This is a genomic window from Paenibacillus tianmuensis (assembly GCF_900100345.1).
Taxonomy (GTDB): Bacteria; Bacillota; Bacilli; order Paenibacillales; family NBRC-103111; genus Paenibacillus_G; species Paenibacillus_G tianmuensis.
On sequence record NZ_FMTT01000047.1, the window covers coordinates 1 to 22,123 of the forward strand.

General features: G+C 52.3%; 23 protein-coding genes and 2 pseudogenes. 9 read left to right on the plus strand and 16 right to left on the minus strand.

The window, feature by feature from the left end; translation table 11 throughout:
• Both BLO51_RS23150 and BLO51_RS31280 read left to right on the plus strand, forming a co-directional pair.
• Positions 1 to 273, plus strand: a pseudogene (locus BLO51_RS23150) (IS4 family transposase); the annotation flags it as partial.
• 154 nt (positions 274 to 427) lie between these two features.
• Positions 428 to 1,145: pseudogene (locus BLO51_RS31280) on the plus strand (IS1595 family transposase).
• Between the two features lie 168 nt (positions 1,146 to 1,313).
• On the opposite strand, the gene BLO51_RS23160 reads toward BLO51_RS31280, so the two are convergent.
• The 9 genes from BLO51_RS23160 to BLO51_RS23200 form a co-directional block, all read right to left on the minus strand.
• Complete coding sequence (locus BLO51_RS23160; RefSeq protein ID WP_090675615.1) at positions 1,314 to 1,529, minus strand: hypothetical protein; 216 nt, start codon at positions 1,527 to 1,529, stop codon at positions 1,314 to 1,316.
• Complete coding sequence (locus BLO51_RS23165; RefSeq protein ID WP_167670296.1) at positions 1,529 to 2,038, minus strand: helix-turn-helix domain-containing protein; 510 nt, start codon at positions 2,036 to 2,038, stop codon at positions 1,529 to 1,531. The genes BLO51_RS23160 and BLO51_RS23165 overlap by 1 nt, the downstream gene beginning before the upstream one ends.
• 181 nt (positions 2,039 to 2,219) lie before the next feature.
• Positions 2,220 to 2,534 carry a type II toxin-antitoxin system RelE/ParE family toxin gene (locus tag BLO51_RS23170; protein ID WP_090675619.1) on the minus strand — a complete coding sequence of 105 codons (315 nt, stop codon included), beginning with the start codon at positions 2,532 to 2,534 and terminating at the stop codon, positions 2,220 to 2,222.
• An 11-nt stretch (positions 2,535 to 2,545) separates the two neighbouring features.
• Positions 2,546 to 4,393: an N-6 DNA methylase gene (locus BLO51_RS23175; RefSeq protein WP_167670297.1), complete on the minus strand. Its 1,848-nt coding sequence runs from the start codon at positions 4,391 to 4,393 to the stop codon at positions 2,546 to 2,548.
• 148 nt (positions 4,394 to 4,541) lie between these two features.
• Entirely contained in the window at positions 4,542 to 4,820 is a 279-nt protein-coding gene (locus BLO51_RS23180) for a type II toxin-antitoxin system Phd/YefM family antitoxin (RefSeq protein ID WP_090675622.1), read from the minus strand.
• A 65-nt stretch (positions 4,821 to 4,885) separates the two neighbouring features.
• Entirely contained in the window at positions 4,886 to 6,400 is a 1,515-nt protein-coding gene (gene rlmD, locus BLO51_RS23185; RefSeq protein WP_174551305.1) for a 23S rRNA (uracil(1939)-C(5))-methyltransferase RlmD, read from the minus strand.
• Positions 6,387 to 7,373: a diacylglycerol kinase gene (locus BLO51_RS23190; protein ID WP_090675624.1), complete on the minus strand. Its 987-nt coding sequence runs from the start codon at positions 7,371 to 7,373 to the stop codon at positions 6,387 to 6,389. Before BLO51_RS23190 ends, rlmD begins: the two co-directional genes overlap by 14 nt.
• A gap of 76 nt (positions 7,374 to 7,449) precedes the next feature.
• Positions 7,450 to 8,241, minus strand: a complete 792-nt coding sequence (locus BLO51_RS23195; protein WP_090675626.1) for a sirohydrochlorin chelatase — start codon at positions 8,239 to 8,241, stop codon at positions 7,450 to 7,452.
• Positions 8,242 to 8,396: 155 nt separating this feature from the next.
• Positions 8,397 to 8,687, minus strand: a complete 291-nt coding sequence (locus tag BLO51_RS23200; protein ID WP_010494821.1) for a YerC/YecD family TrpR-related protein — start codon at positions 8,685 to 8,687, stop codon at positions 8,397 to 8,399.
• 286 nt (positions 8,688 to 8,973) lie between these two features.
• On the opposite strand from BLO51_RS23200, the gene BLO51_RS23205 reads away from it, so the two are divergent.
• Both BLO51_RS23205 and namA read left to right on the plus strand, forming a co-directional pair.
• Positions 8,974 to 9,516 (plus strand): hypothetical protein, encoded by a 543-nt coding sequence (locus tag BLO51_RS23205; protein WP_143006950.1) that lies wholly within the window; start codon positions 8,974 to 8,976, stop codon positions 9,514 to 9,516.
• Between the two features lie 293 nt (positions 9,517 to 9,809).
• Positions 9,810 to 10,817, plus strand: coding sequence for an NADPH dehydrogenase NamA (gene namA / locus BLO51_RS23210; protein WP_090675630.1), 1,008 nt, complete (start codon positions 9,810 to 9,812; stop codon positions 10,815 to 10,817).
• 142 nt (positions 10,818 to 10,959) lie between these two features.
• On the opposite strand, the gene BLO51_RS23215 is transcribed toward namA, so the two are convergent.
• Both BLO51_RS23215 and gap read right to left on the minus strand, forming a co-directional pair.
• Positions 10,960 to 11,178: a GapA-binding peptide SR1P gene (locus BLO51_RS23215; RefSeq protein ID WP_143006951.1), complete on the minus strand. Its 219-nt coding sequence runs from the start codon at positions 11,176 to 11,178 to the stop codon at positions 10,960 to 10,962.
• On the minus strand, positions 11,157 to 12,203 hold the full coding sequence (gene gap, locus BLO51_RS23220; protein ID WP_090675634.1) for a type I glyceraldehyde-3-phosphate dehydrogenase: 1,047 nt from the start codon (positions 12,201 to 12,203) through the stop codon (positions 11,157 to 11,159). Before gap ends, BLO51_RS23215 begins: the two co-directional genes overlap by 22 nt.
• Before the next feature lie 387 nt (positions 12,204 to 12,590).
• Here gap and BLO51_RS23225 point away from each other — a divergent pair, with 387 nt between their 5' ends.
• Positions 12,591 to 13,262 carry an RlpA-like double-psi beta-barrel domain-containing protein gene (locus tag BLO51_RS23225; protein ID WP_090675636.1) on the plus strand — a complete coding sequence of 224 codons (672 nt, stop codon included), beginning with the start codon at positions 12,591 to 12,593 and terminating at the stop codon, positions 13,260 to 13,262.
• The gene (locus tag BLO51_RS23230; protein ID WP_090675637.1) at positions 13,255 to 14,337 is read left to right on the plus strand and encodes a TolB-like translocation protein; all 1,083 of its coding nucleotides are present in this window, start codon (positions 13,255 to 13,257) and stop codon (positions 14,335 to 14,337) included. Before BLO51_RS23225 ends, BLO51_RS23230 begins: the two co-directional genes overlap by 8 nt.
• A gap of 118 nt (positions 14,338 to 14,455) precedes the next feature.
• On the opposite strand, the gene BLO51_RS23235 is transcribed toward BLO51_RS23230, so the two are convergent.
• The 4 genes from BLO51_RS23235 to BLO51_RS23250 all read right to left on the minus strand — a co-directional run bounded on the left by BLO51_RS23235 (position 14,456) and on the right by BLO51_RS23250 (position 17,845).
• Entirely contained in the window at positions 14,456 to 14,896 is a 441-nt protein-coding gene (locus BLO51_RS23235; RefSeq protein ID WP_090675639.1) for an N-acetyltransferase, read from the minus strand.
• Between the two features lie 91 nt (positions 14,897 to 14,987).
• Positions 14,988 to 16,442, minus strand: a complete 1,455-nt coding sequence (locus BLO51_RS23240; RefSeq protein ID WP_090675641.1) for a PH domain-containing protein — start codon at positions 16,440 to 16,442, stop codon at positions 14,988 to 14,990.
• Positions 16,429 to 16,905 (minus strand): PH domain-containing protein, encoded by a 477-nt coding sequence (locus tag BLO51_RS23245; RefSeq protein WP_090675692.1) that lies wholly within the window; start codon positions 16,903 to 16,905, stop codon positions 16,429 to 16,431. Before BLO51_RS23245 ends, BLO51_RS23240 begins: the two co-directional genes overlap by 14 nt.
• Before the next feature lie 202 nt (positions 16,906 to 17,107).
• Entirely contained in the window at positions 17,108 to 17,845 is a 738-nt protein-coding gene (locus BLO51_RS23250; protein WP_090675643.1) for a ThuA domain-containing protein, read from the minus strand.
• A 240-nt stretch (positions 17,846 to 18,085) separates the two neighbouring features.
• On the opposite strand from BLO51_RS23250, the gene BLO51_RS23255 reads away from it, so the two are divergent.
• Positions 18,086 to 19,009 (plus strand): helix-turn-helix domain-containing protein, encoded by a 924-nt coding sequence (locus BLO51_RS23255; RefSeq protein WP_245719785.1) that lies wholly within the window; start codon positions 18,086 to 18,088, stop codon positions 19,007 to 19,009.
• Positions 19,010 to 19,359: 350 nt separating this feature from the next.
• Here BLO51_RS23255 and BLO51_RS23260 read toward each other — a convergent pair whose 3' ends face one another.
• On the minus strand, positions 19,360 to 19,929 hold the full coding sequence (locus BLO51_RS23260; protein WP_342672455.1) for a DNA-binding response regulator: 570 nt from the start codon (positions 19,927 to 19,929) through the stop codon (positions 19,360 to 19,362).
• A 502-nt stretch (positions 19,930 to 20,431) separates the two neighbouring features.
• Between BLO51_RS23260 and erm the strand changes: the two genes are divergently transcribed.
• Together erm and BLO51_RS23270 are read left to right on the plus strand one after the other, a co-directional pair.
• Positions 20,432 to 21,283, plus strand: coding sequence for a 23S ribosomal RNA methyltransferase Erm (gene erm / locus BLO51_RS23265; RefSeq protein ID WP_090675647.1), 852 nt, complete (start codon positions 20,432 to 20,434; stop codon positions 21,281 to 21,283).
• A gap of 136 nt (positions 21,284 to 21,419) precedes the next feature.
• Positions 21,420 to 22,097: a DUF2238 domain-containing protein gene (locus BLO51_RS23270; RefSeq protein ID WP_090675649.1), complete on the plus strand. Its 678-nt coding sequence runs from the start codon at positions 21,420 to 21,422 to the stop codon at positions 22,095 to 22,097.
• The last annotated feature ends 26 nt before the right edge of the window (positions 22,098 to 22,123 follow it).

A 22,123-nucleotide genomic window follows, 5' to 3' on the forward strand; every position in this document is an offset into this window, starting at 1 on the left:
GAGGTATTTTTTCGTTGGATTAAGCAGCATTTAAACATTCCTACGTTGTTTGGGACAACAGAGAACGCCGTTTATGGTCAGTTATTTGCAGCATTGATGGTGTACGTTCTGCTGAAATGGCTGTTTGACTCCGTTTCTGCATCCATATCTCGACATGTGGAACTCTCCTTTGTCCGATTTACACGTTTATTCGCTCTTCATCTGCTGCCTGCTGAATGGCTTATAAAGATTCAATATATTGTGCAGACACATAACCCCCAGAGGGTTGTTTAGATTACATAATTTGGTTAATCAACAGGCCTGATACAATAATATACATTCCCTCTTATATTATATAATTTGATTCTCCAGTTAACTCAGGTAACTCCATTAATACGAACGTATGTTTTTTATACCAGAATCAAACATATGTTCGGGAGTGATCTTGATGGCAAAGAAGGAAGCGATGAATCTCATCCAGTTTCAAAAGGCGTTCCAAACGGAAGAAGCATGCCATCGTCATCTCATGAAAATGAAGTGGCCTGAAGGCTTCTGTTGTCCGAAGTGTCAGCATGACAAGGCTTACGAGATCACGACACGTAAGCTGCCGCTGTTTGAATGCGTTCGTTGCCACCATCAAACCACTGTCATTGCAGGTACGATTTTCGACCTCGTGAAATGGTTCTGGGCCGTCTTTTTGATCGCTCACGATAAGCGAGGCGTTTCGGCAACGTATCTATAATCTATCGGAGGAAGTCGGTATTGCTTATCAGACTGCATGGACGATCCAACATAAAGTGAGAAAGGGCATGGGCGAGCGCTCGTGGATTTCGCACAGAAGTATATCGAGGCCGGCTCCACGAATTTCCAGCGACAAGTATCGCTCTTACCAGGCTCTGACCAAACAAGGCTACCAGCATGAAGCTAAATTGTTTAACCCTGTTGAAAACCCGGATCACCTCAAGTGGCTTCATACGGTCATTTCCAACGCCAAAGCGTTTATTGGCGGTACGTTCCACGGTCTTGACTCAAAGCATTTGCAAGCTTATCTGGATGAGTTCTGCTATCGGTTCAACCGACGAGAAGTGAAGAGCGAGTTGTTCAACCGACTTGTTCAGTGTTGTGTTTTATCTGCAACCATCACCTATCCTGAGTTAGTTGGATAATCAAATTATATAATTAATTCAATTATACTATATAAGCATTCCTGTGAAAGATGGATTTTCCTCACGGGTACATTGTTAGATGGGCTTCACACCCCGGATGTGCTCGTATCCGACGCATGCCATCCTAGCCTGACCGGGTTGAGGTAGCCTGTCGCTTCGTAAGAAGCCTCAACGTATTGCGCCTCGTGGCGCACGCTCATCTTCCTGCCAAACAATCTCGCCAGTGGCATAGTCAACCGTTGCCAACAGTTTGATGACGCGATGATTGCCAGTGGTTCGTATGATCCGCTGTTTGCCGCGCAGAAACCATGTTTTTTGAATGGCTTGGTAGTCACGGATCATCGACTCATCTTCAAACAGTAAATAATCGATTTCATCATTCATCAGTCTTTTTTTAAATGCGGGAATGTATCTTCCGAAAACTGGCGCTGCTTTTCTTCATCCGCCGCCGCTAAGGTATACGTGGGTTTCGTATAGCTTAACCCTTGGCGATGCATCATTTTCGAAACACCACGAAGCGAATAGATATAGCCAAATTCTCGTTTAATAAAGGCCGCGATGATTTCCAACGTCCAGTTGTGGCGGGCCGTAAAACCCACATCATTTGGAACTGAACTTACAATGGTCTGCTTTAGTTTTTCCTGCTGTTCTTTCGTTAAGCGAACAGGTGCTCCTGGTGAATGATTCATTTTCAGAGCGGAAAGACCGCCTGTTTGATAAACTTGAATATAGCCTTTGACCGTTTGAACGCTTCGGTTTAAAATAGGCGCGATCGCTTCCGCCCGGGTACCTTGCAAATATAAATATAGCGCCTGATAACGCTCGTACATGCGGCGATCTTTTGCTTTTTTCATCGCTTGCTTGACTTCTTCTAATTTTTGTGCATTTTCCATCTTCATTCCCTGCCTGTCTGTTCATGTTTCATTACTGATTCGACAAGCAGGTATGAAATTCCTTACATTTTTAGTTCAACTCCCTCAGGAAATTAAAGTTGAAGGAAACAAATGACGACCCGAAGCGGACTGGTGGGCCTCCTCTTCTTTGTTTCATTAGTTCACATACATACGGTCAGTATTACAAAAACATATTCTCATAATTGCGTTTACTATAAATAATGCGTCGGATTTCTACAATATTGTCTAGCACAACATAGAACACGAGGTAATTCTCAACGGCAAGCATTCGATATTCATCTTCGAGTTTACCCGTACATCTATAGGGATGTCCAGAATACGGAAAATCCTCCAATCTGGAAATAGCCTTTTCGAACTTATTAACAAGATTATTTGCTGCTTGTGGCGCGCAGAGTTGTTCACTAATATAATTAACAATATCTATCAAATCTGATTCTGCCAGTGCAAGATAACGTAAATTGTACTTTTTCTCCATATGGGCCCCCTCTAAGCTTTGTCATTAATCCCCAATTGTTTAAGTAATGTTCTCTTTTGCATTACAAACTTGTTTTCAGTTTCCTTAATTTTTTCTTCGTATTCTTGTTTATTCTGCTTTAATTTCTCACCCACTTCATTCATGAATTCCATAGGATATAACGGGATTTCAAGCTGCTCTAATCTGGAAGGGTTAATCAATTTAATTGTTGTACCCGTTTGGAGACCATCAATCATTCTGCGCCCCACCTCACTTTGCAAAAACTCATACAGTACATATGCGTTATATTGTTTAGGGTTTACTCGAATAATCGATAAATTCCCACTAATAAATGCCTCGTTAAATGGATTTTTGACCATGGCAAATTTGATCATTGAACCTTTAGAAGTGATGAGAATATCCATCGGTTGAATCGCAAACTTCACAAGCCAGTCTTTCTTTTTATAGGTTATTTTTGATTCTTCATCATAAGTAATTCTCCCATTCTCTATATCTTTGATATTTAGAAAATAATGTGTTGCAGATACCATAAGATCTTCGTATTCTTCTTTTGATAATTGAACGCCCCGTCTGACCTCTGCGATTTCACCAAGCTTGACTGTATGCTCGAATGAATTCTTCAAAATATCAAAATCTAAATATTCTTTTGAATTGAGGCTGTAGTTGTAAGATTTAATTTTTTCAACGTCAATAAGTCTGCAAAACCGATCTTCTTCAGTTCCATTCCAATAAGCATGATTGATTTTCGAAAGGCCCTCCTCAGTAATTGCATGTTGATTTCTATTTATTCTGGATGAATATTCACTAGCATCTATAAACAATACTTTGCCCAGCCTATTTTGCGGTTTCCTTTTATTAAAAATGATCAGTTCTGTACTGATATTGGTTTTAGAGTAGAGATTCTCTGGTAATGTTATGATCGCTTCAATTAAGTCCTTGTCAATGATTGATTGTCTTATGTTAACTTCACTGCCTCTAACTAACGTTCCTTTTGTCCCGACAACAATTGCTTTACCGTTATCATTCAAATGGTAGAGAACATTTTGATAAAATGCCCAATCGGCAGAAGATTTCGGTGGAATACCGTGCTCATATCTGGGATCATTAAGAGCATTTTCATAGTTCCAAGTTACTCCAAAAGGAACATCTGAAAAAATGAAATCGAAAGTTTTCTGCTCTTCATCTCTACTTATACGGTCTAAAACATCCTTATTAACAATATTGAAATTTGGGACTCGATTTAAGAGCACTAATAATTTTGAAATCAAATAAGACAATACATTTATTTCTTCCCCATAATATGATGTGAGGTCTACTTTTCCCATAGCTTTCAAACGACGAAATACCTCAAGGTACACACTTGAAGTCCCTGAACAGTAATCGGCAAATGAATGAATGTTTTCAAGGCGGACCAGATCGAGAGTCAAATTGGTTATTGCTTCAGGGGTCCCTACATCACCAAATCTAAGCGCCAGTAGATTAATAAGTTGTAGAAGTTCATCTTGATTGTTGAATTGAAAACTGCCCAGATTATTTATTATTGTTTTCAAGGCCCGGTTAGTAGCGGAATTGGAAAAATAACGAAATGAAGTGACAAGACCCGTGAAAATACCTTTCAACTTTTTGTTATCATTCTCCAATTGTTTCATTCTAGTATCTAACAACTCAACGATTGAATTTTCTTGATTAACCCGGAACCATTGCAATTTCTGCTCGGGGCTTAGTTCATGTTCATTTAAATAATAAATGGAGGAAACGACCAATAACATACAAACTGACTGTTCAGTCGTATATGTTCCCCTTAACTCATCAAGACAGACCCATATTAGTTTGTTCAGTTCAGCATTCCTATCGCTCATATACATCCCTTCTCCATTAGGTATGTCCATACCAATTAAATTTGATTAAAAAAATATGTATAAATATACCTTCAATTTTAACATGGCAAAAAATATTTATCAATAATTTCATAAAACTGGAGGCAATCACCCCCAGTTTTATATCACCTTATGTTTCTTCCCCTTTGCGATTTCGCATTCTTAACTTATTAAACACCTCAGAGTGACTATAACGGACGTCAGAGTTATTCGCTTCAAGTTCAGCCTCTTTAAGCTTTATAAAAATCTCGTTGTTGTTCTGAATAGTCTCATATTGCTCAATACTCATGACAACCATATCGCCATATCCGTTTTTTGTGAGAAATACGGGCTCATTACTTTCGTGAACAATTTTAGATATTTCTGCAAAATTGTTTCGCAGATCAGATACAGGCCTAATTTGCGGCACGGTATCCCCCTCCTTCTTTTGACATTATTTTATCATTATTATGATAATCATTCAATATTATCATTTCAGCTTTTCCTATGCATCCTTACCACACTCTCCACATGCACCGTATGCGGAAACATGTCCACCGGCTGCACCTCCACCGTGCGGTACCCGCCATCCTCCAGCACGCGAAGGTCGCGCGCCAGCGTCGACGGGTTGCATGAGACGTACACCACGCGCTCTGGCCGCATCGCGAGGATCGTTTCCAGCAGCGCGGCGTCGCAGCCTTTGCGCGGCGGGTCGACGACGATCACGTCAGGCGCGATGCCCTGTCGCTTCCACTCGGGGATGACAACCTCCGCGCCGCCGACCTCGAACCGCACGTTGCGGATCTCGTTCACCAGCGCGTTGCGCTTCGCGTCCTCGATCGCCTCCGGGACGATCTCGACGCCGTACACCTCGCGGGCCTTCTGCGCGAGGAAAAGCGAGATCGTGCCGATGCCGCAGTAGGCATCGATCACCGTCTCTTCGCCGCTCAACCCGGCGTAGTCCAACGCCTTCCGGTACAGCACCTCGGTCTGAACCGGGTTGACCTGATAGAACGAGCGCGCCGAGATCGCGAAGCGGACATCTCCGATCGTATCGTAGATGACCTCGCTGCCCCAGAGCACCCGCGTCTCGTCGCCGAAGATCACGTTCGTCTGCTGCCGGTTGACGTTCTGGCAAATGCTCCGCACGTCCGGGATCGCCTCGCGGATCAGCCCGACCAACTCGTCCCTACGAGGAATGTCGCGGCCGTTCGTTACGAGCACGACCATAATCTCGCCTGTGTTGAAGCCGTAGCGGGCGATAACGTGGCGCAGCAGCCCTTTGCCCGTACCCTCGTTGTACGGCCGGATGCCGAGTTCGCCCGCGATCCGTTTGACTGCCGCGACGACGGCGTCGTTGTTCTCGTGCTGGATCAGGCACGCCTCCATGTCGATAATCCGGTGGCTGCCCTGCGCGTAGAAGCCGCCAATCAGACCGCCCTCTTCGCCCGCGGCGAGGCCGATCGGCACCTGCGCCTTGTTGCGGTACCGCCACGGGTCACTCATGCCGAGCGTTGGATGCACAACGATACCCGCATCCCTCGCGCCGCCGCTCCCGGCTCCCACGCCTACACCCGCCACAGCCTCCGCGCCAACGCGCAGCTCTGCCCCAGCATCCGCCACTCGCAGCTTCCCGATCCGCTCCAGATTGTCAATGACAAGCCGGCGCTTCCAGCGGAGCTGCGCGTCGTAGCTCAGGTGCTGGAGCTGGCAGCCGCCGCACTGCTTGTAGATCGGACAGGGCGCGTCGATCCGGTCCGGGCTCGCCTCGATAATCTCCAGCAGCTTGGCGTAGCCGTATTGCTTCTTCACCTTGAGCACCTTGGCCCGTACTTTTTCGCCGGGCAGGGCGCCCTGAATAAAAAGGGTAAAGCCGTTCACACGGCCTACCCCTTCTCCGTCATGTCCCAAGCCGACAATGTCGGCGATATATTCTTCGTTCTTCGCGACGGGCAGGCCGCTGAGATCGGCAGCGGACGCGCCCGGGCGTCGTTTATTATTCCTGTTCATGTTCGTCCACTCCGGGTCTCGTTTTCCATGGCAGCTTCATCATGTTGATCGGAGGCGACTTGTAAGTCGACTGGCCCGTCTCGTCGATGAAGATGTGCAGATGCTGCGGCAGGTTCGTGAAAATGCACGGCAGCGTGCCGCCCAGCTCCCCGTCCAGGTTCACCTGCACGTAGTCGGGGGACGTCACTTGAATCTGCCTCGTTTGAAGGTAAATCAGGTTCGGATCGGACAAATGCTCGCCGCGCAGCGCCAGCGAGACGACGCGGATAAATTCCGCGAGGTTGCATTTGCGCAGGATCAGCACGTCGAACAGACCGTCGCTGAGCGACGCGTCCGGCGCCAGACGCTCGAAGCCGCCGACGGAGTTGCTGTTCGAGATGAGGAAGAGCATCACTTCCTCGTGCATCTCCACCTCCGCCGTCTTGATATACAGCTCGATCGGGCGCAGCCGCGGCAGCTTCTCCAGCCCCTTCATATAGTAGGCCATCTGGCCGATCATCGTCTTCAGCTTGCTCGGCACCTCATAGGTCAGCTCGGTCAGCGATCCGCCGCCGGCGATGTTGATGAAGTAGCGCTGGTTCACCTTCCCGACGTCGATCACCCGTGAGTGCTGGCGCAGAATGACGTCCACCGCGCCTTCCAAGTTCCGCGGAATGTTCAGCGCCCGGGCAAAATCGTTCGTCGTCCCGAGCGGCAAGATCCCGAGCGGCGGCCGATTCGGCTTCTCCGCCAAGCCGTTGATTACCTCGTACAGCGTGCCGTCGCCTCCGGCCGCGATGACGATGTCGAACCCCCGTTCCACCGCCTCCGCCGCCGCGAGCGTCGCGTCGCCTTCCCCAATCGTCGCATGCGTGCTCGTCTCCAGCCCGCCGCGTTCCAGCCGCTGCAATATGTCCGGCAGCCGCTTCTTCATTTCCTCCCGGCCGGAGGACGGATTGTATATGAGCCTTGCCCGTTTGACTGGCTGAGCCATTCTTTTTCTCACCCGTTCGCATAAGAAATCGTATGAAAGCAATTTTGACCATAGGTCGTTTGACCGCAAAAAACTGCTAAAGCTGCGTTCGCATTCCATCCTTCATCGGATCGACAAAAGGCCTGATCTGCCGCTCAATCCACCGGGAAATGCCGGGATGCGGCAGCAGCGCTTCTCCGTTGTATCGATACGAGTACCCCTGCAAACGCTCCGGGATGACCTCTTCGGTAAAATACCCCTCGCTCAGGAACAGCGGCGCCACAATGACCGTATGCCCCGGCTTGCGCTTCCGCCAATACTCCATCCGGTCCGGAATCTGATTAGGCAGCAGCATCGCCGAAGCCGCTTCGTCGAAGCCGCCGAGCCGCTTCAGGCGCTCCGCCAGCCGCTCCAGTCCCCGCCGCCAGCGCTGATGGAAGCCGTTCTCGATGCTTCCGTGGCCGACGAGCAGCACCATTTCGCGTCCCGGGTCCGTTGATAGCGCTTTGATTTTCGCATAGACGATCTCGGCGATCACCGGGTCGTCGTCGATCGGCGTCGTCAAGTGAATGCGCGCCCGGATGGCGAACGGCTTCATGTCCGTCGGCAGCTGCGGCGCTTTCTTGACGCCCAGCGCATAAGCGATCTCGTCGATATGCGTGCTGCCGGACGAGACAAAGAGCGGAACGACGACGATATTCGTCACGCCGAGCGACTCCAAATGCGTGATGCCGTCCTGGATCAGGCGTCCTTCCACAATTTCCAGAAAAGAGGAAAAGACCGGTACTTCCGCAGGGAGCCGCACAGCGCCGACCGCCTCGTCCACCAGGCGGACCCACGACTCGCTCCGGGACCCGTGACTTATCACTAATATACCGTATTTTACCACACTGTATCCCTCCCGGGTGAAAAAGATCGTGTCCCGCAGCAATGGCTTTCAGCCGTACGAACACGAAAAATCCCACTCCACCGGCCCGGCGAGAAGGATTTGTTCGAGTGCTCCGTTGTAATCGAGTCCGGACGCGGTAAGAGGTAACGTTCGTTTTACCTTCCCAGGCGCTCCAGCGTCATTTTGTAGCCGTCGTTGCCGTAGTTCAAGCAGCGCTTGACACGCGAGATCGTCGCCGTGCTGGCGCCGGTCTCCGCTTCAATCTGGTTGTAGGTGTTGCCCTTGCGCAGCATGCGGGCTACCTCAAGCCGCTGCGACAGCGACTGGATTTCGTTCACCGTGCACAAGTCGTCAAAAAACACATAGCATTCCTCTATATCCTTGAGCGTCAGGATCGCCTCGAATAATTGGTCGATCGCTTTATCATTCAACTTTTTCAGCTGCATTACGAATTTTCAACCCCTTGATGGTCTGCTAAGATCGATGAATTCCAAAGTCCATAACTTAATTTCGACATCTGGGAGTGAAATCCTCCCTTTAAGTTAGCAAAACGTTGCTATTTTTATGCGGTAGTGGGCTAAACCGAAACTGGGCAAAAATCATTAAAACCGTGACAGGAGTCCAATCCAACCATTCGCCCACCACATACAGTATACTAGGAAACCGCCTATAGAGGAAAGTGCGACAAGATGAACTTTGCGACATTACTATGAATAAAAGGGTTGTGAAACGATGAGCTATCCAAGACGAATGATTGGCAACCGAAGCATGACACCCTATCCGCGTGCCGTCACGTACGCGCATCCGCATGCAACACCCCAGGTGTACGCTCCGGGCCAGCAGCAAGTATTTACGCGCAGTCTTACGCCGGCTGCAGGTATGGGCGCGGGCAATCCTTACGGAGATTTCGGAGAATTCGGCGGCAACCCGCTGGCCTTGCATCCGGCGGCCGGGCAGGAAGGCGGAGGTCTTCTCTCCTCCATGTTCGGAGGCGGCGGCGCAACGGGCACAGCAGGGGCCGGGGGCGGCTTTAACGTCGAGCAGGTCAAAGCCGTCATCGACAAGCTCGGCGGTGTGGAAGGCATCGTCGAAACCTTCAGCAAAATGCAAAAGATGGTGCAGAGCGTTCAGCAATTCGCCCCGATGATAAAGCTACTGTTCAATTCCTTTGGCAAAAAAGATTCGGCCGCCTCCAAGAGCGGGGGCAACAGATCGGGCAGGAGACGGCGCAGGAGACGGGGAACGGCGCAAGGCCGCAAACGGTCGAACAAATAGCCGCCCGGCCCCGTCGCCCGCTGGCAGCAAGAGCTCGAAAAACAAGCAAAACCGGCTGTGCTTGCCGTATGAATACGGTTTGGGTGCAGCCGGTTTTTGGCTTGTACCGACGCTGCGCCGCAATTCCGCACCGGGTACGCGTATGCTTTGCAGCTCGACGCCATACCTTGCCTGAAGCTTGCGCACAAACCTTTGCCATCCGGCCAAATTACTGCTAAACTAACATAAGTAGTATACATCATGTAACCTGCTAACCATAGTATAGATAAAATCGCAAAGGATGTGGAAAACGCATGCTGTTCACTTCTTACCCGCTGCAAAAGCTGACGCTCAAAAACCGGATTGTCATGTCGCCGATGTGTATGTACTCCTGCCACGATGAATCGGGCCGCGTCACGGACTGGCACAAAATCCATTATCCGGCCCGCGCCGTGGGCCAAGTCGGACTCATCATCGTAGAAGCCTCAGCCGTCACGCCTCAGGGGCGCATCTCGCCTTATGACCTCGGCATTTGGAGCGACGATCAGGTGCCGGGCCTGCGCGAGCTGACCGGGCTCGTACACGGGCAAGGCTCCCATATCGGCATTCAGTTGGCCCATGCCGGGCGCAAGGCCGTGCTGGACGGGCCCATTGTGGCGCCATCGGCCATTCCGTTCGACGACAAGTCGAAAACGCCGGAAGCGATGACTGCGCAGCAGATCGCCGAGACCATCGAAGCGTTCAAGGCTGCCGCCGCTCGGGCGAAGGAAGCGGGCTTCGACGTCGTCGAGATCCATGCCGCGCACGGCTACCTGATCAACGAGTTTCTGTCGCCGCTGACGAACCTCCGCACAGACGAATACGGCGGAGACCGCGACGGCCGCTACCGCTTCCTGCGCGAGGTCATCGACAGCGTCAAAACCGTGTGGGACGGACCGCTGCTTGTCCGCATCTCCGCGCACGATTACCATCCGGAAGGCCTCACGCCGGAAGATTATGTCTACTACGCTCGCTTGATGAAAGCGCAAGGCGTCGACTTGATCGACGTCAGCTCCGGCGCTGTCGTCGGTGGTCCGCCGAAGGTATATCCGGGCTACCAGGTTCCGTTTGCAGAGCTGATCCGCCGCAGCGCGGACGTGCCGACCGGAGCCGTCGGCTTAATTACGCAGGCCGAGCAGGCGGAGGAGATTTTGCAGAACGGCCGTGCCGACCTGATCTTCATCGGCCGCGAGCTGCTGCGCGATCCGTTCTGGGCCCGCACCGCCGCCAAGCAATTGCGTGCGGAGCTCACGCCGCCCAAGCCGTATACCCGCGGCTGGTAAGCCTTAGTCCAGCGTGTCAAAGCATGATCCCGAACCGCAAAAAGCCGACTGGCTCCCGCGACGCTGTAAGCTCGTCGCAGGACCGGTCCGGCTTTTTTCTCATGCTGATCTAAGATCTGGCTGTTTATATCGAACAGGCGCGTTAAGCTTCGAAGACGGTGTGCGGTCCGGCTGAGGCGACGGCGGACCCGTCCGCCACCAGGGAGCGTCCCCGGCCGTCCAAGCAGTGCTCATGACTGCATTCGCTGTAATAGACTGTAACCTTCCGCGTATCCTGCGTACCGATGACTTGATGGCAATGCTTGCACAGAATCGTTCCGAGGTGCATTTCCTTCTCCATTACACGACGGCTTCTTTCCACGCTTCATCGCTCTCCTTTTTCATGGTTTCAGAAACAATTTTCGCCAAATCCATTACCCGGCTCGCATACGCCCATTCGTTATCGTACCAAGCCAGCACTTTGATCTGATCCTCAGCCACCATCAACGACTGGCCGTCAATGACCGCCGATTGATCGCAGCCGATAAAATCCGAAGAGACGAGCGGCTCGTTGCTGTAGCCCATATAGCGGGCCATCGGGCCTTCCGCTGCTTGACGGAACGCCGACTGTACTTCCTCCAACTGAACCGGCCGCTTCACCTGTACGGTGAGGTCGACCAGCGAGACGTCCGGCGTCGGGACGCGGACCGAGATGCCGTTCACGTGCGGCGCAAGATGCGGCAGCACGTCGATGAGCGCTTTGCCTACGCCCGTGCTCGTCGGAATGATCGACTGCGTGCAGGCGCGCGCGCGGCGCAAATCGGAATGCGGATTGTCCATGTGCTTCTGGTCGTTCGTGTACGAATGAACGGTTGTCATCCAGCCGTTCTTCACCTGAAACGCCTGATCCAGCACATGCAGCACGGGAGCGACGCAGTTCGTCGTGCAGGACGCGGCGGACAGCAGCGTATGCTCCTTGGCATTGTAGCGGTTATCGTTGACGCCCATGACGACCGTCAAGTCCATGCGCTTGCCCGGCGCCGTAATCAGCACCTTGCTCGCGCCCGCCGTCAGGTGCCGCGTAGCGCCTTCCCGGTCGTTGAACTTGCCTGTCGCGTCGATGGCCAGATCCACGCCGAGGGCTTTCCACGGAATAGCCGCTGGGTCGCGCTCAAACACGATGCGGACACGTCGACCGTTAATGACCAGATCGTTTCCTTCCTCGCGGATGTCGGCTTTCCAAGTTCCATGTATGGTGTCATATTTAAGCAAATGGGCGATCGTGCCCGCTGGGTATAGTGAGTTAATCGCTTGCAGGCCCATCCCGTTCTCATCCGTATCAAAAGCGCGGCGAACCAGCAGTCTGCCGATTCTTCCCATCCCGCTTACGCCAATCGTTCCTGTCATTCCGGTCCCCTCCCAAGCTTGCTGTTGGTTTTGCAACGTCTATATATATTGTATAACATATATTCAAATAGTACACAATAAATATTTTCATTACATTTTTGTGATGACTTATATCCGACACAGAAAGCCTAATCCAACCACAAGCCGACAAAGAAAAAAAGCTGCCCGCGGCAGCTTTCAGGCTGTTGACAAAGCTCTGTTTTTTTGAGTTCGTTTGAATAATTAAGTTAATCCTGAAGTATCGCGCTAGTAAGGCTAAATGCTCCCATGAATCTCACCCTGTGACGAGGTCTTAGGTTGATTTATACATAATATTTTCCCAAAGTGGGGAAATTATATAGGAAAAACTTAAATAAATTTACATTTCTGAAAGGAGATAAATATTGTATGGGTATAAAAATAATCAGGTACTGCGTGCTTATAGCACTCCTGTTTACCACAAACTTTTTCGCTGGGACTCCGAAGATACTTGCGCAACCTAAGCGAATTCCAGAAAAGATGGATCCGGGAACCGTAATTCATTATGTGGCGGATAATAAATACGAGGTGATTGCAAAAGGCATACCCCTTAGCGATCCTGAAGCCGTTCGTCCCCCTGAAAAAAAGGATAAATATTTGCCGCGCGGTAAAAAAGGAGTCACTGTCGAATATGGCGTAGATGGAAGACCTTCCTACATGAAAGGAGTTTCTTTCGGCGAGGAAAATCCTGGAAGAATGGTGCCGCACGCTTTAGGAATTGTACAACCTGCATCGAAGGATGGCGAGGTTATGGAGGGGAACGTTTCCATGTATGGGATAGGCGGCTATTCTAAAAACGAACGCGGATTTCCCCTTGATAATTTTACATGCGCTACAAATCAGGAGATGGATGATCCCCCTTACGGGAGTACTGTCGTCTTGAAAAATCTTGAAAACGGAAAAGTCGTTTACTTAAAAAAGAAAGATGTCGGACGACTTCATACAGGCGTTGTGTTAGACATTCGCCCTTACGTATTTGAGGAGGTGCTCGGAGTGAACAGAGAACAGGGATGGTTAAAAGGAGCGTATTTCCATGATTAGTCACATGGTGAAGAAAAAATATTTCCTTTGGTGTCCTTTAATCGCGGTATTGGCGATGGCGTTTAGTTGCCATGCGGTAATTGCAGAAGAGCCGCTCCCTTCAGACCAGTTGTTTATTGTGGCTTCAGATATAAAAGAAGCTACTGACAATGTAAACTTTATTCTTTTTGATCACAGAACACAAGAAACAAATTCCCTTCTCCGAAGGAAAAATACGGTGTTTCCAACCGCGGTATTATCCAGAGATGGAAAAAATCTTTACACGAGCAAGATTCATCAGACCGGAGCCGGCTCTCCTGACTATATTGAATTGTTCGGATACGCGATGCCGATCAATCCACGAAACATGCCGGAACTTTTGACGGAGCCCCAAAAAATTTGGAATGTAGATTACATGCGGAGCAGCGCGGATAACACCAAAGTATTTATGCGCGTTGTGCAGGCGAAGCGTGATAATGCCCAGCTAGCCGTGTACAATGTCGATTCAAAAAAAATAAACGTTTGGAACGAAAACGATTCTACTAATGAAATTCACTACTTTGATTATTCTCCTGCTTCGCGTACGATTATCGCACTGGAACATTCCCTGGACGAAGAAACGGCTCTTCTTCAACATGCAAATCGGAATCAAGTTGCATTGCCGCCTGTTACCTACCGCGTTGTTCTCTATTCTGAAGATGGCAGGAAACTTCGTGAGGTCGGAACCATAAAAAAGCATATTCTCGATATTTCGCTTTCCCCCGATGGAAAGCATGCGCTATTCACAGTAACAGATCAGATCAATTCCAATTCTTTCAACTTAGTGTTTAAGCTTAATTTGGAGAGTGGTTCCTACGAAGAAGTTTTTCGCGATACCGATACTTTTAGGAGAATCAAGCATGCCCAATACGCTTCAGATGGAAAACGCATCTATTTTTCTGGAATTTTGAAAAATGCCCCTGTGTTGAGTGGTGAGAGGCGCAGAAAAGTTCCTGCTCGTAACATTGCCATTTACGACCCGAAAACCAATCAAATGACAAAGGTTTGGTCCATGGAGAAGGGAACAGTCAACCAGTTTCAAGTTTTATATCCGTGATTTCCCGCAGACAACAGCGACCGGAAGTGGCCCCCCCCTTCGTAATCCCTTCTCACAACGGACCACTTTCTTAACAGGCTCAAAGCTGCCCCGTCAGCTTCTTCCGAGTTATAGCCATCTATTCATGATTCCTCATCCATACCATCCCGTACTCTTCCGTCGATGTCGCTTCGTCGATCGTTTCCTCTTCGATGCGAAAGCCTTGCTTCTCATAGAAGCGGACGGCTTGCTCGTTCTGGCGATACACCTGCAGCCGGATCGCGGTCCGGTCTTGTTTTACATGGGCGAGCAGTTGTTTGCCCAGCCCTTTCTTTTGATGCCTGCTGTCGATAAACAAGGCAGCCATGTAATCGTCCACCATGGAAACAAACCCTGCGACGCGCCCGTCTTCCTCGATCACAACCGTATCCGCCTTAGGCAAATACTTCGTCTTCATCTCTTCCGCATTCGTCCGCCAATACTCCGCATCGATAAACGGATGGGCGGTCAAGGATTCTTGCAGCCAAAGCTCAACTAACCCATCGATATCTTGGGGAACGCTCGGTCTAATCCTGCTCATTCTGACAATCACTCCTGTTTGTTCGTTTTTCGAATCATTCTCATCGTGACGATACCCATTCGATTTCCGGGAAAAAGCTGTCCGCGAACGGCTATCGCTTATTCCGGTCCATATACCAGCGGACCAGTTCCCGCGCCTCCTGCTCCGGCACCCCCGCCAAGCGGAAAAAGGCGCCGCGTCTGCCCGACGCCACGGCAATCCGCAAGGTAGACAAGCCGAGCTTGCGCTGCAGCGGCCCGATCTCCACGCTGACGGACTGTACCCGCGGCAGCGGGATGACTGCCGTCGTCTTCGCCAACCGGCGGAAGCGCAGGACGAGCATCCGGCCTTCCCGGCTCCAGCCCGCGCTCCGGTACCTCCACCCTTGCCAGATCATGACGAGCGGGCACAGCAGCAGTCCGGCATAAGCCCACGGGGCGATCAAACCGGCGGCCACGGCAGCCAGCGCCAGCACGAGCGGCGCGGGCAGCGCATAGCACCACAATGCCCGCCGCGGCAGCGTATGATGCTTCAGCGAAGCCGGAACCTCGAACAGAGGCGTCATTCGCTTCGCGAATTCGCCGATCTCGCGATTGCGGAGCAGCGGGAATAAATGCGCGTTCTCCCCCTTTTGCGCGCCATAGCCGGCGGTTTCCGCATAAAGCGCCGAAAAGCCGAAGAGCTGCCACAGCGGCTCTTCCACGATGCGAATCGCCTGAATCCGGCGGAGCGGAACAGTCACTTGGCGGCGCTCCAGCAAGCCTCGGGTCAGGAGCAGCTTGTTTTCTTTTCGCGTGATCGTAAAGTTTGCAAACTTCAGGACAGACGCGATCGTCGAAATCATCCACGCCACCAGCAAAATGCCCAGGGCAAACACAGGAATCATCGCCGCATCGAGCGCATTCCACAAATACCGGTACACCTGAGCGTCCGGAAACAGCTCGTCCAGCCTGCTCATGGCCGCCGCCAGCAAAGAAACGGACACCCCGAATCCGCCCGTGGTCAGCGCGGCGACGAACAAGCTTCCGGCCGGAAGCTTGTAGGTCAACCGGAGCTTGGGAGGCTCTCTCTCGGCAGATAAAGATAAGACCCCGGGCTGCCCTTGCCCTTGAGGCGCTTTCCCCGGCTCCAGCATGCTCCGCAGCCGCAAGGCGTCCTCGCGGGCGAGCGCCGGGAACACCGCCTCCGGCTTCTGGCCTCCGGCGGTCTGCACCTCGACGCGGACCAGCCCGAACAAGCGGTGAAGCACTCCTTCCATCAGGTCGACGGACTGGATACGTTCCAACGAGATGAACGTCTTTTTTTGCACGAATACGCCCTGCGTCACCTTAAGCTGCTCATCCGACACTTCATACCGGAACCGGCGCCAGGATAAAAATCCCCATACGATGGAACCCGCCAGCGCGACCAAGCCCCAACCGACCTGAAAATAGAGCGGAGACCCCGACCCGGAACGCGAATGCTTGGACAGGAGAATGACGAGCAGCGGGACGATGAGCCCTTTGACGATCTGCAGCGAGACCAGGACGGCGGCAAACGGGTGGAGCCTTCCCTCAGAGGTCTTCATGGGACACCTTCGCCAGCTCCGCAATCCGCACGCGCAGCGCTTCTGCCGTTTCGCTGGTCAGCGCGGGAATCTGATGGCTGCCCGCCGCCGTGGAGAACGTAATGCCGGACAGCCCGTAGGCCCGCAGCAGCGGACCTTGATTCGTATCGACGTGCTGGATGCGCACCATCGGAATGAGCGTCCGCTTGACGAACATAACCCCTTGCTGCAGCATAATTTCGTCTTCCCGCACCTCGTAACGCCACCGCTTCCAGCGCAGCTCAGGCATGACAAGAACCGTCAGGACGATTTCCGCCAGTACGCCTGCCATCAGCACAACGGGAATCCACCCGGGCCAATGAAAACGATGCGCGAGATAAAATACCGCGGCAGCCAGCAGGGCGGAGACCGCCGAACTGATAAATCCGCTCCATCTCCATACAACGATGGCTTTGCGGTCAATTTGTTCCTGCGGCTCGATCATTCGATTCACTCCAATACGCAGCGAAAAGCTTTTCATTTCCATTATCGAACAAACCGCCCCGCTCTGCAAGCGCCCCGTCCTGCACGAAGCAGCGCCGGAACGCAGCACCGGAAGCCAGCCGGGACAGATAGGCAAAAAGAAAAGCCCGACGCGGTTCATGCTTTCGCATGCCGTGTCGGGCTTTAGTCTTATGGCTTGGGAGTTAAGCGTTCGCGTTCCCTTTAATCGCTTCGAGCGGCTTGTGGTTGCCGTATTTCGGGTACTCGCGCGTCGTCGGCGCGGCCCATTGGGCGGCGTTACGGATGACGCGGCGCACTTGCTCGTTGTAATAGGTCGGGTACGTTTCGTGACCCGGACGGAAGTAGAAGATTTTGCCTTGGCCGCGATGGAACGTGCAGCCGCTGCGGAATACCTCGCCGCCCTCGAACCAACTGACCATAATCAGCTCGTCCGGCTGCGGGATGTCGAAGTGCTCACCGTACATTTCCTCGGCCGGCAGCTCGATATATTCGCCGATCCCTTCGACGATCGGGTGGCCCGGGGATACGACCCAAATGCGCTCTTTCTCGTTGGCTTCGCGCCATTTGAGGTCACAGCCGGTGCCCATGAGCTTCTTGAAAATTTTCGAAAAATGCCCCGAATGCAGCACGATCAGCCCCATGCCCTGCAGGACACGCTGATGCACACGCTCTACGATATCATCCTGAACGTCTCCGTGGGCTTTATGGCCCCACCAGATCAGCACGTCGGTATGGTTCAGCCTCTCTTCGGTCAATCCATGCTCCGGCTCGTCCAGCGTCGCGCAAGCTACTTCGAAGTTCGCGCCCAGCCCTTCGCCGATCGCCGTGTGAATACCGTTCGGATATACGGAACGCACGATCTCGCTTTCTTTTTCATGACGGAATTCGTTCCATACGGTAACGCGCAATTTTTGGCTCATAAGAGTCCCTCCAACGTTAGAATTGAAGCTTTTCTTACAGTATAGTGATTCCCTTTGCAAAAAGATATTCCCAATCCTGTTTCGTCTATATGCAAAACTGCCATCGACGCCGTTTTCGTGATATACTGAATTGCGGATTGTGTCTAGAAAGACTATAAACCGATCTATTCAAAAATGGCTTGCCGTCTATCGTATACATAGAAGCGAGGTGCCAACGAACCGATGAAAACCGTCGTCGATATGCCAATGGAAACAGCCAGCGAGGAGGAGGTTATTTACCAGAACCCGCTGCTGTGCTTGAAAATATGGGAAATTTGCTGGGATTCGCCCTACCACGGCCTCTCGGACAAGTGGCAGTGGCACTACCACAAGGAAGTGGAGTTCCTTGCGATCATCGAGGGGCGGCTCGGCATCCAGACGAAGCATGAGTACACCGTTATCGGTCCCGGCGATCTGATCCTGCTGGGGTCCTCGCAGCTGCACCGGACGGCCAAGCTCGACCCGGGGATGCTTCGCTATATTGTGTTTCAGGTCGATTTGTCCCAGCATTTCGATCAAAGCACGATGCCTTACCTGAACTGCTTTTCGGAGCTGACGCAGCCGCTATGGAAGCTGAATTATATTTTCCGCGACAATGACGCAGCGCAGCGGGAAGCGTACGCGCTCATTATGGATATTTTCGAGGAGTCCCAAAGCCGGATGCGCGGCTACGAGCTGGCCATCAGCGCTGCGATCAAGCGGCTGATGCTTCTGCTCATGCGAAGCGACACGGAGGGCGTGCTCGGCGGCGCAGAGGAAACCGAGCTGACCCGGCTCCGCCCGGCGCTCGATTACGTCGACCGGCACCTGAACGAGAAAATCGCCGTGGAGGACATGTGCGGGCTGCTGAACCTGAGCTACCATTATTTCATCAAGTACTTCAAGAAGGTCATGGGCCTCTCCTTCGTCGATTACGTCAACTACAAGCGCGTGAAAAAAGCCGAGCGCCTGCTGCTGACTCGCGATCTGAGCATCGTCGAGGTCGGCTTCGAGGTCGGCATCCCCAATATGGCTCAGTTCTACAAGCTGTTCAAACGGCATAATCACTGCTCGCCGAAGGAGTTCAAACAGCGGATGCGCGGCGAAGCGGGAGTCGGCGTGAGCGAAGCCACACCGCAGGCGTAGGCAGCGGTTGGGGGACGCAATAAGCCTCTCATGCCACGAACGGCGGGCGGCGGGCCCTAAAGTACGGAGCGCCGGGGGCACGATAGTCCAATATGAGAACGGCGGCGCGCGCCTAAAGGGTGCCATACAAAATAGCGGAACTCAAGTGACTTATTCTCTCTAAACCAACGATGTCTGAGAAAATAGAGGAAGTACACTTCCTCTAACAGCCTTCGTCCTCATCACATTCACATTTTTCGACACGTATAAAGCACCTCAGTTCCGCTACATTTTGGCGATCGGTCAAAAGAAACAAATAGCGCATCTCAAAGTACTTCATTTGTCCATCATCTCCAGGACACCCACCCCCGCTACAAAAACACCGGTTTCCCATTCGGATTTAGCAGGTAAGCCCGAACGCGCAAGGTGCCCGAAGCCGGCACCAGCACCTGGCGCTTTAGGAGGCTCTGCAACAGCTCCCGCGCGTACCGCACGCTTACGCCTAAGTGTTGACTCACTTCAGCAGGGGTCACCCGCCGCTGTTTATGAACAAGTAAGCGCACAATTTCTTTCTCCTTCAGTGTCAACGCGACCGGTACGTTCTCGTCCCCGAACCACCTGCCCATCAGTTGCTGGATCATTTGTTGGCAGCGCCTCGGCTTCTCTTTAATATCGTCGTAAGCAAAACGAATCACTTTCCAATCGTCGATCACCAAATGATTCTGCCTGACAAGCCGGTCGGCAAATTGCCAGCGGCTCGCATCCCGGCTATGCGGACCGTAGCCGTCGATTTCGAAGCACACCTTGAACGGCGGGCGCAGATAAGCAAAATCCAAGTAACGGGTTCCATCCTTGAAGTCATGGACCTCAAACTCCGGATGCAAGTGCTCAAAATGTCCGACAGCCGGCCACCACACTTCCTGCAAAAACAGTTTCTCCATATGCCCGTGCCCCTCCTTCAACCGCCGCTGCCTCTCGCCCGTTGACGAGAGCATATGTGCTTGCAAAAAAGCTTCGTAAGCGTCTTGGAATGTCCTTCCTCAGGTTCACCTCCAAAAATAAAAAACCGCCCGATCTCCATTACCGGAGATGGACGGTGTGTGCTTCACAACCAAATCATATAGCTTAATCATAAACGAATCGGGCAGTAACAAGCAAGGCACACGTAGTGCCCGGTTGTAGTCCCCCCTCGTCGCATAAAAATCCGTGGTATTCCTTTTTCTGCCATGCTATACTTTAAAAAAGGCTCGCGAACCTTTTACTCTAACAAATTCCGAGGTATTTTCTTTCATGTGCATCCAAATGTGTATCCAATTCATGCGTTTGCGGTAATGTGAGGTACAGAACACGTATTCCCGGCTAAAAACAGCTTTTCGCCCGGGTTTATTTGTGCTGTACCTTTTTCATTCCCCAAAAACGAATGAATGAGGTGCATTTTTTGTGATGTCCAAAAACAAACGTCCGTCCCGTCAAGCGGGGCGTCCTGCCCTTCCCAACTTTTCAGGCCAACACCTGATCCGCGATAAATCGCTTGTCCGCCGCATGATCGAGCTTGCCCGACTCTCGCCCCAGCCGCTTGTGCTGGATATCGGGGCGGGAGCCGGCGCGTTGACGCTTCCGCTCGCCCAAGAAGGCTGGCAGGTGCTCGCCATCGAGAACGATTCCCGTATCGCCGAAAAGCTCCGCGGCAAGATCGGAGAAACGGAAGGCATTCGGCTCGTCGAGACCGACTTCTTAGAAATGCCGCTCCCCCGCAAGCCTTTTGGCGTCGTAGCCAACATCCCTTTTGCCATCACGACGGCAGTGCTCGGCAGGCTGATGGATCATCCCGCCGTCCCGTTCCGGCATGGCGTGCTGATCGTCGAGTTCGGGGCGGCCCGCCGCTTTACGGCCGATCCGGTCACGCAGGCGCGAATTCTGGGATGGCGCATGCAGTTCGATCTGAAGCTCGCCGAGCCGGTATCGCCTGATCGCTTCTCGCCCCCGCCCCGGGTGCATTGCGCGATCTTGACCGTACGCCGCAAAAATGAGCCGCTCGTGCGGCCGAGCGACCACGCCCGCTTCATGGGGCTCGTCACGCAAGCGCTCCGGGTGCCCGGCGCTCCGTTACACGCGGCGCTCGGGCCTTGGTTTACCCCGGCCCAGTTGAAGCATCTCGTCAAGCTGCTGCGGGTGGACCGAAGCGTACCGGTCGGCGCCTTGAACGAGCGACAGTGGGCTGCCGTCTTCGAGACAATAATCCGCTATGTGGAGCCATACCGGTGGCCCAAAGCAGGCGGCTTGTTCAGGTGGTAAGCGTCAGCCCTTCCAGAATTGCCGAAGAAGAAAACCCATTAAGGTATGACATTGACTATTTTGCCAATACTACGAACGTCGTCCGAACCGGCTGGAAACAGCCGGTCACCATGAAAAACCGAAAGGAGAAGCTACGATGGCTCGACAATCCGCAGTTCGCGGTGGAACGGGAACCAACTGGTTGATGGACCCGGAACTACCTTTTTCCCGCAACATCATCCTGCAGCTGCTGCTCGCGGTTTTTGTTGTATTTTGGATCGTCATGGCGATCTCGCCGACCGACCGGATTCAATGGCTGATGGAAAACGTGCTTGTGGTCGCGGCCTTTTTCACCCTGCTGTTTACGTACAAAGCATTCCGCTTCTCGAATCTATCTTATTTGCTGATCTTTCTATTCCTCTGCGTCCATGTCTTCGCGGCTCACTATACGTATCAGAATACGCCGGTCGACCAGTGGCTGAAAGCTTCGTTTCATCTCCAAAGAAGCTACCTCGACCGGGTCGTTCACTTCTTGTTCGGCCTGTGTCTTGCCTACTGCCTCCGGGAGTTGCTTATCCGGGCCGCAGGTCTGCGCAATTTCTGGTCTTACGGGATTCTGGTCATGTCGATGCTCGGGTTCAGCGCGTTGTTCGAAATCGTGGAAATGGGGGCCGCTTCCGTGGCCGGACAAGCCGGAGCCGACTATCTCGGGCTGCAGGGCGATGTGTTCGATACCCAAAAAGATATGTTGATGGGACTCGTCGGCGCTATAATTTCGATGGGTACGCTCGCAATCATCTTGCACAAAACGAGGCACGCGAAGCCCTCTTCCTGATCCGGCATTCTGCCGCAGGGCCCAGC